This is a genomic window from Dietzia maris, assembly GCF_014144855.1.
In the GTDB taxonomy this organism is placed as follows: domain Bacteria; phylum Actinomycetota; class Actinomycetes; order Mycobacteriales; family Mycobacteriaceae; genus Dietzia; species Dietzia kunjamensis.
Genome location: NZ_JAALDN010000308.1, coordinates 1 through 13,477, shown reverse-complemented (window position 1 = coordinate 13,477; position 13,477 = coordinate 1). Strand labels below are relative to the sequence as shown.

Here is a 13,477-nt window from a genome sequence, read left to right as displayed (position 1 = left end):
CAGCACCGCGGCGCCGGTTGTGGAGTGCAGATCCGTGACCTGCGCGGCGGACTCGGTCTTGGCCAGCATCACGCAGCGGTAGTCCGTGTCCGCCAGGGCCTCGAGGTCGGCCGCGTGGTCGTCGGTGCCGGTCGGGTTGACCCGCACGATCGTCCGGTCCGGATCGAGTGTCGAGGCCCGCAGCGCCTCACGGGCTGCGGGGCGGTCCGCCGGTGCGACGGCGTCCTCGAGGTCGACGATCACGACGTCCGCGCGGTCGGCGGCCTTGCCGTAGCGCTCCGGCCGGTCGGCCGGGCAGAACAGCAGTGCCGGGCCGGGCGGGATCCAGGCGGGTGCGGGGGTCATGCCGTGGCCTCCCCGCCCGGGCCCGACTCCGTCGGCCGCTTGCGGACCAGCGTCTTGCGGACCGCCCTGGCCACGATGTCGCCGTGCTGGTTGCGGCCGATGTGCTCGAGGGTCACGATGCCCTCGCCCGGCCGCGACTTCGACTCGCGCTTGTCGGTGCACACGGTCTCCGCGTACAGCGTGTCACCGTGCAGGACCGGCTTGGGGAAGCTGACCTCGGAGAAGCCGAGGTTCGCCACGATCGTGCCCTGGGTGAGCTGGGCGACCGACAGTCCCACGAGCGTCGACAGCGTGTGCATCGAGTTCATGAGCCGCTCGCCGCCGAAGCCCGGCTGCTCGGCCGACCACGCCGCGTCCAGGTGCAGGGCCTGCGTGTTCATCGTCAGCGTGGTGAACAGGACGTTGTCCGTCTCGGTCATCGTGCGCCCGGGGCGGTGGAGGTAGGCGGTCCCCACCTCGTACTCCTCGAACCACAGGCCACGCTGGACGACCTCTCTGCGCTGCTCGGACATCGTTACAGCCTGATCACTCATAATCCGAGACCACGTGCGATGAGCATGAGCTGCACCTCGGTGGTGCCCTCGCCGATCTCGAGGATCTTGGAGTCGCGGTAGTGCCGCGCCACCGGGTACTCGTTCATGAAGCCGTAGCCACCGTGGATCTGGGTGGCGTCACGGGCGTTGTCCATAGCCGCCTCGGAGGCGATCATCTTGGCGATGGCGGCCTCCTTCTTGAACTCCTTGCCGGCCAGCATGAGGCGCGCGGCCTCGTAGTAGGCGCAACGCGCCGTATGGGCACGGGCCTCCATGCGGGCGATCTTGAACGCGATGGCCTGGAACTCGCCGATCTTGCGGCCCATGGACTCGCGCTCACGGGCGTACTTCACGGACTCGTCGACGCACCCCTGCGCGGCACCGGTGGCCACGGCGGCGATCGCGATGCGTCCCTCGTCGAGGATCGACAGGAAGTTCGCGTACCCGCGCCCCTCCTCGCCGAGCAGGTTCTCCGCCGGCACCCGGGCGTCGGCGAAGGTCAGCGGGTGCGTGTCGGAGGAGTTCCACCCGACCTTGTCGTACGCGGGCTCCGCGGTGAATCCGGGGGTGTCGGCCGGGACAATGATCGTCGAGATGGCCTTCTTCACAGAACCGTCCGCGGCCCGCCGCTCTCCCGTCACCGCGGTCACGGTGACCAGCGAGGTGATGTCGGTGCCGGAGTTGGTGATGAACTGCTTGTTGCCGTTGACCACCCACTCGTCGCCGTCACGCTTCGCGGTGGTCTTGGTGGCGCCGGCGTCCGAGCCCGCACCGGGCTCGGTCAGGCCGAAGCCGGCGAGCGTGCGGCCGGCGGCCAGGTCCGGGAGCCACGTGGCGCGCTGCTCGTCGTTGCCGAAGTGGTAGATGGGCATGGCGCCCAGGCCCACGCCGGCCTCGAGGGTCATGGCGGTCGACTGGTCGACGCGGCCGAGCTCCTCCAGGGCGAGCGACAGCGCGAAGTAGTCGCCGCCCATCCCGCCGAACTCCTCGGGAAACGGCAGACCGAACAGGCCCATGTCGCCCATCTGGGCGACGACCTCGTAGGGGAAGGTGTGGTTGCGATCGTGCTCGGCCGAGGCCGGGGCGACCACCTTGTCGGCGAAGTCCGCGACCGTCGACTTGAGGTCGGCGTAGTGCTCTTCCAACTCAGGCATTGCCTTCTCCTTCGGATTCCTCGGTGGAGGGGTGGGGCTCGACGGTCGCGAGCAGGTGGTCGGCGGGCACCTGCTCGCCGGTGGTGACGTGCACGCGGACCACACCGTCGATCGGCGCGGGCAGTGCGTGTTCCATCTTCATGGCCTCGACGGCCAGGATGTTCTGTCCGGCGGTGACCTCGTCGCCGTCGGCGACGAAGCACGCGATCACCGAACCGGGCATGGGGCTGACGATCTGGCCGTCCGACATGCCGGCGTCGTGGATCCGGGAGTCGATGAGCGGGAGCATCCGCAGGTCCCAGGTCCCGCCGTCGCCGGCCACCCAGAAGGTGTCGGCGGCCTTGGGGTCCGCCGAGCGCACGACGGTCCAGCGCTGCTGGGTGCCGTCGACGGTCAGCCGGAGGGAGGCGCCGTCCCGGGCGACCCGCGCACGATGTCGGGAGGAGACCTCGGGCGCCTCGGTGGATCCGATCGTGGCGTCGGTGATGGTCACCTCGGCGTCGTCGGGGGTCCCCCGCAGTCCCACGGTGACCGCGTCGGACCCGGCGCCGGCGTCCAGGCGGGTCCACACCTCGGCGCGCCCGCCGATCCGCCACCCGTTGGGAACGTCCCACGGGCCGCGGCGTTGCGCGGGCACCCGGGCCCAGCGCTCCTCGGTGCGGTGCATGGCCACGGCTATCAGTCCGCCCTCGGGGGCGGGCGTCGCGGTGTAGTCGTCGACGGACCGGTCGAGCAGGCCCGTGTCCAGCTCGCCGGAGACGACCTCCGGCCGCGAGAGCAGGAACCGGCAGAAGTCGACGTTCGTGCGCAGACCCAGCACGTGGGTGCCGGCGAGCGCGGCGTCGAGCCGGGCCAGTGCCTCGGCGCGGTCGGCGCCGTGCGCGATGACCTTGCCGAGCATCGGGTCGTAGTCGCTGCCGACGACCGTGCCCACACGGAGGCCGGAGTCCACGCGGATGCCGTCGCCGGAGGGCTCCTCGAGCCCGACCACGGTGCCGCCGGTGGGCAGGAAGCCCTTGGCCGGGTCCTCGGCATAGACGCGGGTCTCGATCGCGTGGCCGGTGAGGGTGATGTCCTCCTGGCGCAGGGTGAGCTCCTGGCCCGCGGCGATGCGGACCTGCCAGTCGACCAGGTCGACACCGGTGACCATCTCGGTGACCGGGTGCTCGACCTGCAGGCGGGTGTTCATCTCCATGAAGAAGAACTCGTCCGGGGCGTGCGCGGAGACGATGAACTCCACCGTGCCCGCGCCCACGTACCCCACCGACCGGGCGGCGTCGCACGCCGCCTGACCGATGCGCTGACGGGTGACCTCGTCGAGCAGTGCGCTGGGCGCCTCCTCGATGACCTTCTGATGGCGGCGCTGCAGTGAGCACTCCCGCTCACCCAGGTGGATGACGTTGCCGTGGGTGTCGGCCAGGACCTGCACCTCGATGTGGCGCGGGGTGTCGACGAACCGCTCGAGGAACAGGGTGTCGTCGCCGAAGGCGCCTGCCGACTCCCGTCGCGAGGACTCCAGTGCCGCCGGCAGATCGGCGGGATCGGTGACGCGGCGCATCCCCTTGCCGCCACCACCGGCCGAGGGCTTGACGAGGACCGGGTAGCCGACCTCGGCGGCACCGGCGATCAGTTCGTCGTCGGTCAGTCCCGGACGCGAGATCCCGGGCACGGTGGGGACGTCACGTGCGGACACCGCCGCCTTGGCGGTGATCTTGTCGCCCATGGTCTCGATCGCCGAGGCCGGCGGTCCGACGAAGATCAGGCCGGCCTCGTCGAGTGCCCGCGCGAACCGCGAGTTCTCGGACAGGAAACCGTAACCCGGGTGCACGGCCTGCGCCCCGGTCTGGCGGCACGCGTCGATCACCTTGTCGATGTCGAGGTACGACTGCGAGGCCTGGGCCGGGCCGAGACGGACGGCGGCGTCGGCCATGCGCACGTGCAGCGCGTCGGCGTCCGCGTCCGAGTAGACGGCGACCGAGCGGATACCCGCTGCCCGCAGCGAGCGGATCACGCGGCACGCGATCTCCCCGCGGTTGGCCACCAGGACGGTGTGGAGTTTCTGTGACAGTTGTTCTGACATGGAGCTGCTCACATCCTGAAGACGCCGTTGTTGACCGGCTCGAGGGGGGCGTTGGCCGCGGCCGCCAGGGCCAGACCGAGGACAGTGCGGGTGTCTGCGGGGTCGATGATCCCGTCGTCCCACAGGCGGGCAGTGGAGTAGTACGCGGTGGACTGCTCCTCGAACTGCTCACGGATCGGCGCGGTGAACTCGGACTGCTGCTCGTCGGTCCACTCCCCGCCCGACTTGGTGACCTGGGCGGCACGGACCGACGCGAGGGTGTCGGCTGCCTGGGGCCCGCCCATCACGGCGATCTTGGCATTGGGCCACATCCAGAGGAACCGCGGCGAATAGGCACGGCCGCACATGGAGTAGTTGCCGGCACCGAAGGACCCGCCCACGACGATGGTGAACTTGGGGACCCGGGCGCACGCCACGGCGGTGACCATCTTGGCGCCGTTCTTGGCGATGCCGCCCGCCTCGTACTGCCGGCCCACCATGAAGCCGGTGATGTTCTGCAGGAAGACCAGCGGGATCTTGCGGCGGTCACACAGCTCGATGAAGTGGGCGCCCTTAAGCGCGGACTCGGAGAAGATGACGCCGTTGTTGCCGATGATGCCCACCGGGTGCCCGTGGATGTGGGCGAACGCGGTCACCATGGAGGTGCCGTAGTTCTCCTTGAACTCGGTGTACTCGCCGCCGTCGACGATCGTGCCGATGATGTCGCGCACGTCGTAGGGCTGGCGCGAGTCGACCGGGACGAGGTCGTACAGGTCGGACTGCGCGCGGACGGGCTCGCGGGGCTCGAGCACCTCCCAGTCCGGCGCGGGCGCCGGCGGGCAGGTCGCCACGATCCGGCGGACCTTCATCAGCGCGTCATAGTCGTCGTCGGCAAGGTGGTCCACCACACCGGAGGTCTTGGCGTGCAGGTCGCCGCCACCGAGTTCCTCGGCCGTGACCTCCTCGCCCGTCGCGGCCTTCACCAGCGGCGGGCCGGCGAGGAAGATCGTGCCCTGGTTCCGGACGATCACGGCCTCGTCGCTCATCGCGGGGACGTACGCGCCACCGGCGGTGCACGAGCCCATGACCGCGGCGATCTGCGGGATGCCCTTGGCGGACATGTTCGCCTGGTTGTAGAAGATCCGGCCGAAGTGGTCGCGGTCGGGGAAGACCTCGTCCTGCTGCAGCAGCATCGCGCCGCCGGAGTCCACGAGGTAGATGCACGGCAGGTGGTTGGCCAGCGCCACCTCCTGACCGCGCAGGTGCTTCTTCACCGTCATCGGGTAGTAGGTGCCGCCGGAGACGGTCGCGTCGTTGGCGATGATCAGGCACTCGCGGCCCGACACCCGGCCGATCCCGGCGACGACGCCGGCGGCGGGGGCCTTGCCCCCGTACATCTCCTCCGCGGCGAGCGGCGAGAGCTCGAGGAACGGGCTGCCCGGGTCGAGCAGCACGTCCACGCGCTGGCGGGCGAGCAGCTTGCCGCGCTCGAGGTGGCGCGCACGGGCCTTCTCGCCGCCGCCCAGCGCGGCCCGCTCGAGGCGCTCGCGGAGGTCGGCGAGAAGTTCCTCGTGGGCCTGGCGATTGGTGGTCGCGGAAGTCATCGGTGCCGCTCCCTTTCAGTTAAGTCGGATTAACTGAAATCGACGATAGTGCTGCGCCTCACAAATGTCCAGACTGGATTCGGGATCACCCACCGGGACCCGGACCCGCGCTCCTCCACTCCGCGGACCCGACGACGCGCACGGCCGGCGACCCGACGGGGGACTACAACTCCCGGTCGTCGCGCAGCCGATCCGGCCGAGAACCCCGCGGGGGACGCCGACATTCCCGCCATCCGCGCAGGTAGACAGCCTAGGCTGGCCTGATTTAGCACAGCCTCAACTTGCTTGCAAGCCGGGGGGATCCGGTGTTGACTCTGGGGCACACCACGCCACCGTCATACGAGGAGCGATCATCATGGCCACACTCACCGGAATCAGCGCCTGCACCGTCACGGCGTGCTCGTTCAACAGCGAGCAGAGCTGCAACGCGGGCGCCATCACCGTCGCCGGAACCCCGGATCACGCCGAGTGCGGCACCTTCATCTCGCTGGACGTCCGCGGCGGCCTGCCCACCGCCAGCGCACACGTGGGCGCCTGCCAACGGGTGGAGTGCACCCACAACAAGGACCTGCTCTGCTCGGCGGATTCCGTCGAGATCGGTTCCGGCGCCGATACCGCCGACTGCCTCACCTACAGCCCGGCCTGATCGGCCCGGTCCGCGCTACCGCGGGAGGCTAGCTGGCGCGGGCCACGTACTGACCCATCTCGCGGACGACGTCGTTGACGCACTCCGCGCGGGTCAGGAACGGCAGATGGATGACATCGGCGTGGGCACCGAGCGCCGTCAGCAGATGCAGGCCGTCGGGATCGACGCCCAGGACATACGGCGGCTGCGCCGGGTCTGCGGACCCGGCCAGCATGGCCAGGTCCGAGCCGAAGCGCGCCCGGATCTCGTCTGCGAGGCCGGGCGCCTCGCATGCCAGGGGATCCGACGGCACCGCGTCCAGGCAGCCCGCGTGGACGGTGCCCTCGTGCCCCAGCCGGCGGATGTCGAGGTCGCCGAGTTCGATCTCGATCTCGACCACCCAGCCCTCACCCTGCCGTGCCGCACGCGCCACGCCGAAGCCGTACAGGCTCGCGACGTGGACCTTGGCCTCGACGATCGGGGCGAACTCGTCGATCATGACGACCACCTCGACCGACTCTCCCGGCGCGACCATCAGTGCGGACCAGGGGGCCGGGGTCCCGGTGACGATGATCGCCCCCTCCCCGACCCAGCGATGGCCGGCGGAGACCATGACATCCGACCGGTTCTTGGTCCCGCGTACGGCGACCGTCGCGATGCCGGCTCCGTCGAGCAGACGGCGCGCGCCGGTGGTGATCGGATCCGACACGACCGGGTGCGCTGCCATCGATTGCCTCCAGAGACCGGCCCCGCCCGCCGATGCGTTAGGTGACCCTCGCCTTACTTAGGTACCCCTAAAGTGCCCGACGATGCGGAACCTGTCAAGAGGGCCACCGATTTTCACACCCCCTCGCCCTACAGTGGGGGGTGACCGACGCCACAACCGATGCCACAACCGACGCCACAACCGATGACACCGCCCCTGCCCGGCCCCACCCCGACACCGCGCGGGTCCACGCCTTCCGTGACGACGCACTCGGGTACGACGACGCCACCGCCCTCGCCGAGCGGGTCCGCGGCGGCGAGGTGTCACCGACCGAGCTCGTCGAGGCCGCCATCGAACGATGCCAGCAGGTGGATCCGGCGCTCGGCGCCCTGGTCTTCACCGCCTTCGACAGGGCCCGCGAGCACGCACGCCGGACCGCGGCCTCGCGCCTGTCCTCGCCGTTCGCCGGCGTGCCGTCGGCTTTCAAGGACGCGGTGCAGGTCGAGGGCGCCCCGATGCGGCTCGGCTCCCCCGCCGTTCCCGACTCCCCCGCCCTCCACGACGGCGACTACGCACGTGCGTTCCGCGCCACCGGCCTGATCCCGTTGGGCATCACCGCCATGCCCCCGTTCGGCTGGACCGCCGCAACCGAACGGCAGGGCGGCCTGGTGACCCGCAACCCGTGGAACACCGGCCGCACCAGTGGCGGCTCCTCGGGTGGTTCCGCGGCCCTCGTGGCCGCGGGGGCGTTGCCGATCGCGCACGCCAACGACGGCGGGGGGTCGATCCGGATCACCGCGGCGGTCACCGGGCTGGTCGGGTTCAAGCCGAGCCGGGGTAGGCACACCGACGAGAAGTTCTCCCGGGGCATGCCGATCCCCATCGTGTCGCAGTCGGTGGTCTCCCGGTCCGTCCGGGACACCGCCACGTTCCTCACCGCGTTCGAGGCGAGCCACCTCCCCGTCGGCGTCCCCCCGGTGGGCCCCGTCGCCCCCGCCCCGGCACGGCGCCTGCGCATCGGACTCGTGGAGCAGAGCCCGGCGGGCGGTGCGACCGATGCCGCGACCCTGGCGGTCCTCCGCGAGACCGCCGTACGGCTGGCCGGACTGGGCCACGAGGTGGTGCCGACCGAGGCTCCCGTCCCGACGGGGTTCCGGGACGACTTCATCGCTTACTGGGGGCTGCTCGCGCTGAGCACGTCATCGTCCGGGCGCAGGCTCTTCGACCCCGATTTCGACCCTTCCGAGCTCGACCCCTTCACGGTCGGGCTCGCACGGATGGCCCGACGGAACATCGCCTCGCTTCCCCTGCACCTACTGCGGTTGGCGAGGACCCGGCGGCAGTTCGACGCGAGGTTCGGCGACCTCGACGTGTACATCAACCCGGTGGTCGCCCACGAGACCCCGGAGGTCGGGTACCTGGACGCGGACCTGCCGTTCGAGACCCACCTGGAGCGGGTCTCCAACTGGGTCACCTTCACCCCGCTGCAGAACATCGCGGGGTCGCCGGCCGTCTCGCTGCCCACCGGTCACGCGCCGGACGGGATGCCCGTCGGCGTGCACTTCTCCGCCCGCAGGGGGCGGGACCGGCTCCTGCTGGAGCTGGCCTCGGAGTACGAGGCCGCCCATCCGTTCGCCCGGATCTGGGAGTGAGGCTCACTCCCCCAGCAGCTGGGTGACGCGCGGCCCGACCCGCTGACGCAGGATCACCTCGGTGCGGGTGCGCAGGACGCCGGGCGTGGAGATGATGGCGCTGAACACCTCCTCGAGGTGGGCGTGGTCCCGCGCGACGACCCGGCAGACGACGTCGAACTCGCCGGCGATGCTCACCACCTCGAGCACCTCGCGCACCTGCGCCAGCCCCGCACACGTCTCGTCGAGCCTGGCCTGCGCCACCTGGATGTGGACGAGCGCGCCCAGCGGGTACCCGAGGGCGGCGGGGTCGAGCCTCGGCGCCCACGAGGCGAGCACACCGCGCGCCTCCAACTTGTCGAGCCGGGCCTGGGCGGTGCCCCTGGCCACCCCGAGTCGTCGCGAGAACTCGCGGACCCCGACGCGCGGGTCGGACAGGACGATGTCAAGGAGCCGCCGGTCGGTGTCGTCCAGGTTGGGTGACGGGTCCATGTGTCCACGGTATACGACGACGAGGTGGACAGATGGTCCAGTCATGACGCACACACGGGACCCCGAATGTGCAGACTGTTCGATCTCGGACCGGCCACGTGACGCGCCTCACAGTTCGTCCTAGCCTGGGGGCACATCGTTCGTATCGCGAAGGCCAGGTGTTGATCATGACCTCTCTCCTCCACTCCACGGACGGCACGCATGACGACCTGCCGCGGACCGGGCAAGCGGACGCCGGATCGTTCTCCCTCTCCGATCGCTACACGCGCGAGAGCGGCACGGTCTTCCTCTCCGGGATCCAGGCACTGGTCCGGACGGTCCGCGACCGGGCACGGCTCGACCGCAGGCAGAATCTGCTCACCGCGAGCCTGGTCAGCGGTTACGAGGGATCGCCGCTCGCGGGGTACGACCTCGAACTGGCCAGGCGTCGCGAGTTCCTCGGGCCGTTCGACATCGTGCACCGCCCCGCCCTCAACGAGGAGGCGGGCGCCACGGCGGTGATGGGGTCCCAGCTCGCCCGGCGCACGGGCACCCTGCGCGCCACCGCCAACACCGGCGGTGCCGCCCTCCAGGGGGTCGTGGGGTACTGGTACGGCAAGGCGCCCGGCCTGGACCGTGCCACCGACGCGTTGCGGCACGCCAACCTGATAGGCACCGATCCGAACGGCGGCGCGGTGGTGCTGGTCGGCGACGATCCGGGCGCCAAGTCCTCCACCGTGCCGTGCGCGTCCGAGTTGGCACTCGCGGACCTGTACATGCCGACGCTCTACCCCGCGGACCCGCAGGACGTCCTGGACTTCGGCGTCCACGCCGCGATCCTGTCCCGGGTCTCCGGCCTGTGGTCCGCGATGAAGATCTCGGCGCACGTCGCGGACGCCTCGGCGACCGCCCTCGTCGATCCCGACCGGATCCTGCCCGTGTACGGCGACCTCGGGACGAGCCCGCACGTGCCGTCCGGTCGGCTCCTGGGGGCCAGCCTCATGGAGCTCGAGCAGAACCAGCTCACCATCCGCCTTCCCCGCGCGCTGGAGTACGCCCGCCTCAACCGTCTCAACCGGATCGTGCAGTCGACCCCGGACGACCGGATCGGGGTCGTCGCGGCCGGGAAGACCTACCTGGACGTCCGTGAGTCACTGCGCCGCCTCGGGATCGGCGACGACGAGCTGGGCCGCCGCGGGATCCGCATCCTCAAACTGGGCATGATCTACCCCGTGGAGCGCACGATCCTCGACGAGTTCATGTCCGGTCTCGACGAGGTGATCGTGGTGGAGGAGAAGCGCGACTTCATCGAGACCATGATCCGGGACATCCAGTTCCGCAAGCCCGGGGTGGCGAACGTGGTCGGCAAGGCGCACGAGGACGGGTCCACCCTGTTCAGCCGGTTCGGCGAGCTCGACGTCGATTCCGTCACCCGCGGCCTGGCGCAGCGTCTCGGCCCGGTCCACGGAATCGAATCGGCTCGGGCCTGGCTCGACGGCCCGGGACGCGGACGTTCCCGGATCGCGCTGCCGCTCGCCACGAGCCGCACCCCGTACTTCTGCTCGGGGTGCCCCCACAACAGCTCGACCAAGGTCGCCGACGGCACGCTCGTCGGCGGGGGCATCGGCTGTCACGCGATGGTGCTCATGATGGACGAGGAACAGGTCGGCCACGTCACCGGAGTCACCCAGATGGGCGGCGAGGGGATCCAGTGGACCGGGATGGCGCCGTTCCTCACCGAGCGGCACATGGTGCAGAATGTCGGCGACGGCACCTTCATGCACTCGGCCTCCCTGGCACTCCGGGCCGCCGTGGCCTCCGGCGACAACATCACCTACAAGCTCCTCTACAACGGGACGGTGGCGATGACCGGCGGTCAGGACCCCGTCGGCGAGATGACCCTGCCCGAGATCCTCCGGCTCCTGCAGGCCGAGAAGGTCGCGAGGATCGTCGTCACCACCGACGACGTCAGGGCGACCCGGTCCCGAGGCCTGCCGAGGGGAGTGGAGGTCCGCGACCGGGTGGACACCCTCGAGGTGCAGCGGGAACTCGCGGCCGTCCCGGGGGTCACGGTTCTCGTGCACGACCAGTACTGCGCGGCCGAGAAGCGCCGCCGCCGCAAGCGTGGCACCTATCCCACGCCGGACGAGCGGGTGGTGATCAACGAGCGCATCTGCGAGGGATGCGGGGACTGCGGCCGGAAGTCCAACTGCCTGTCGGTCCATCCGGTGGAGACCGAGTTCGGCCGGAAGACGCAGATCGACCAGTCCACCTGCAACTTCGACTTCTCGTGCCTGGAGGGTGACTGCCCCGCGTTCGTCACCGTCGTCCCCGGTGAGAAGTCCCGGCGGGTGACGTCCGCGCCTGCCCTGGCGGCCGACGCGATCCCGGAGCCGGCCCGCGCCGGGGTCGCGCCCGACCGCGGTTTCTCCCTGCGGCTGACCGGGATCGGTGGCACCGGCATCGTCACCGTCTCGGCGATCCTCGCCACCGCGGCCGTCCTCGACGGCCACTCGGCGCGCACCCTGGACATGACCGGGCTCGCCCAGAAGGGCGGCGCGGTGGTCTCCGACGTCCGCGTGACCCGCACGCCGACCGAACAGCCCCCGAAGATCGGGGCCGGCGACTGCGACCTCTACCTGTGCTGTGACGGCCTGGTCGGCGCGGACAGCACCCACCTGAAGGTGGCCGCTCCCGATCGCACCACGGCGGTGGTGTCCACCACTCAGATACCCACCGGGAAGATGGTGATCGACACCTCCGAGCACTACCCGACCACCTCGGACATCCAGGCGATCATCGACCCGACCACCTCGCGCGGGCTGTACCTCGACCCGGGGGCGCTCACCGAGCAGCTCTTCGGGTCCACCCAGACCGCCAACATGCTCATGGTCGGGGCGGCGTACCAGAGCGGGGCCCTGCCGATCTCGGCGCAGTCGATCGAGCGGGCGATCGAGCTCAACGGGGTGGCCGTCGACGCTAACCTGCAGGCCTTCCGTCGCGGCCGGCAGGCGGTCGCCGAGCCGAACGCCCTGGCGGCGTTGGCGGCCGGGTTGCACCGCCCGGCCGGAACGGCCACGGCGGGCCGGCACGTGCCCTCCCCCGCGGCGGAGCGATTGCTGACCCACCTCGACGCCGACGCCTCCGACGAGCTCCGCGACGTGGTCGCGCTCCGGGTCGACGAACTGATCGGCTACCAGGACGAGGCGTACGCGGCCGACTACGTCCGGCGCGTAGAGGAGGTCCGCGCCGCCGGGTCCCTCGAGGACGGCGACCCGGCCGGGCCGACCTCCGAGCAGCTCAGCCTCGCCGTGGCCCGCAACCTGTTCAAGGTGATGGCCTACAAGGACGAGTACGAGGTCGCCCGCCTGGCCGTGGATCCACAGTTCGCGACGCAGGTCGACGAGGACTGGGGCGAAGGGGCGGTGGCCAGACTGAAGTTGCATCCCCCGGTGCTGCGCGCGATGGGAATGAAGAAGAAGATCTCGATCGGCCCGCGGGCCATGCCGACGATGAAGGCGTTGGCCCGGATGAAGCGACTGCGCGGCACGCGGATGGACCTCTTCGGCTACGCGGAGGTCCGCCGCGTCGAGCGTGAGCTGCTGGCCGGGTACCGGGATCTCGTCGCCGACCTGGCCTCGGAGTTGCGGCGCGCGGGCCCGGTGGGCAAGGACGCCACCTGGCGGGCGACCGCGGTGGCGCTCGCGGAGCTGCCGGACATGGTCCGCGGCTACGAGCACGTCAAGCTCGCGAACGTCGAGCGCTACCGGGAGGAGATGGCCCGCCTCCGGTCCGCCCTCACCTGATCGGCACACACCCGGGCAGGCGCTCAGGACCGCAGCGCCGCCGAGGCCATCGCCGTGAGCACGCGCCGAAGGTCGGCCTCGGCCATGGCCGGCAGCCGGGGGCTCGAGTTGAGGAGCCCGAACACCGCGTGGACGTGGGCCCGCGCCTCGATCGACGAGAGCTCGGGACGCACCCGCACCAGGGCGTCCACCCACAACTGCGCGTACTCCCGCTGCAGGGTGCGCACCTCGTGCCGGGGAGCGGCCGGCAGGGAACCGAGGTCACGGAACTGCACGCTGATGAGATCGGGCTCCGTGGCGACGAAGTCCACGTGCACCCCGAGCAGGGCATCGAGCACGTCCGCCGGCTCGCCGGCCCGCTCGACCGCCGCCCGCCCACCGTCCCGCAGGCGACGGGAGATGTCGAGCAGCATCTCGGCCAGTACGTCCTCCTTGGAGGTGAAGTACCGGTACATGCCCGGCCCGGAGATCCCGACCTCGGCACCGATGTCGTCCAGCCGCACGGCGTGGAATCCGCGCCGGGCCATGAGGCGGGCGGCAGCC

At 70.8% G+C, this 13,477-nt stretch carries 11 protein-coding genes; 3 read left to right on the top strand and 8 right to left on the bottom strand.

Annotation, left to right across the window (positions count from 1 at the left end):
* The 5 genes from G6024_RS10575 to G6024_RS10555 all read right to left on the bottom strand — a co-directional run.
* Nucleotides 1-345: aldolase/citrate lyase family protein (locus tag G6024_RS10575; RefSeq protein ID WP_235027859.1), on the bottom strand; the 345-nt coding region annotated here is incomplete at its 3' end.
* Nucleotides 342-857 (bottom strand): MaoC family dehydratase, encoded by a 516-nt coding sequence (locus tag G6024_RS10570; RefSeq protein ID WP_067713227.1) that lies wholly within the window; start codon nucleotides 855-857, stop codon nucleotides 342-344. The genes G6024_RS10570 and G6024_RS10575, both read right to left, overlap by 4 nt.
* Nucleotides 858-874: 17 nt before the next feature.
* On the bottom strand, nucleotides 875-2,032 hold the full coding sequence (locus tag G6024_RS10565) for an acyl-CoA dehydrogenase family protein (protein WP_067713224.1): 1,158 nt from the start codon (nucleotides 2,030-2,032) through the stop codon (nucleotides 875-877).
* Nucleotides 2,025-4,112 carry an acetyl/propionyl/methylcrotonyl-CoA carboxylase subunit alpha gene (locus G6024_RS10560; protein WP_159148662.1) on the bottom strand — a complete coding sequence of 696 codons (2,088 nt, stop codon included), beginning with the start codon at nucleotides 4,110-4,112 and terminating at the stop codon, nucleotides 2,025-2,027. The genes G6024_RS10565 and G6024_RS10560 overlap by 8 nt, the downstream gene beginning before the upstream one ends.
* Before the next feature lie 8 nt (nucleotides 4,113-4,120).
* Entirely contained in the window at nucleotides 4,121-5,695 is a 1,575-nt protein-coding gene (locus G6024_RS10555) for a carboxyl transferase domain-containing protein (protein ID WP_067713219.1), read from the bottom strand.
* A gap of 355 nt (nucleotides 5,696-6,050) precedes the next feature.
* Here G6024_RS10555 and G6024_RS10550 point away from each other — a divergent pair, with 355 nt between their 5' ends.
* A complete protein-coding gene (locus G6024_RS10550) occupies nucleotides 6,051-6,341 on the top strand; it encodes a DUF1540 domain-containing protein (RefSeq protein ID WP_067713210.1) in 291 nt (96 codons plus the stop codon).
* Between the two features lie 28 nt (nucleotides 6,342-6,369).
* On the opposite strand, the gene G6024_RS10545 is transcribed toward G6024_RS10550, so the two are convergent.
* Complete coding sequence (locus tag G6024_RS10545) at nucleotides 6,370-7,047, bottom strand: hypothetical protein (protein ID WP_067717344.1); 678 nt, start codon at nucleotides 7,045-7,047, stop codon at nucleotides 6,370-6,372.
* Between the two features lie 140 nt (nucleotides 7,048-7,187).
* Here G6024_RS10545 and G6024_RS10540 point away from each other — a divergent pair, with 140 nt between their 5' ends.
* The gene (locus G6024_RS10540) at nucleotides 7,188-8,678 is read left to right on the top strand and encodes an amidase (RefSeq protein ID WP_159148661.1); all 1,491 of its coding nucleotides are present in this window, start codon (nucleotides 7,188-7,190) and stop codon (nucleotides 8,676-8,678) included.
* Nucleotides 8,679-8,681: 3 nt separating this feature from the next.
* Here the strand turns inward: G6024_RS10540 and G6024_RS10535 are convergent, their stop codons facing one another.
* Complete coding sequence (locus tag G6024_RS10535) at nucleotides 8,682-9,149, bottom strand: Lrp/AsnC family transcriptional regulator (RefSeq protein ID WP_067717341.1); 468 nt, start codon at nucleotides 9,147-9,149, stop codon at nucleotides 8,682-8,684.
* A gap of 167 nt (nucleotides 9,150-9,316) precedes the next feature.
* On the opposite strand from G6024_RS10535, the gene G6024_RS10530 reads away from it, so the two are divergent.
* Entirely contained in the window at nucleotides 9,317-12,934 is a 3,618-nt protein-coding gene (locus tag G6024_RS10530; protein ID WP_159148660.1) for an indolepyruvate ferredoxin oxidoreductase family protein, read from the top strand.
* Nucleotides 12,935-12,957: 23 nt separating this feature from the next.
* Here the strand turns inward: G6024_RS10530 and G6024_RS10525 are convergent.
* Nucleotides 12,958-13,477 (bottom strand): TetR/AcrR family transcriptional regulator (locus G6024_RS10525; protein ID WP_159148659.1); only part of this gene is annotated, 520 nt, incomplete at its 5' end.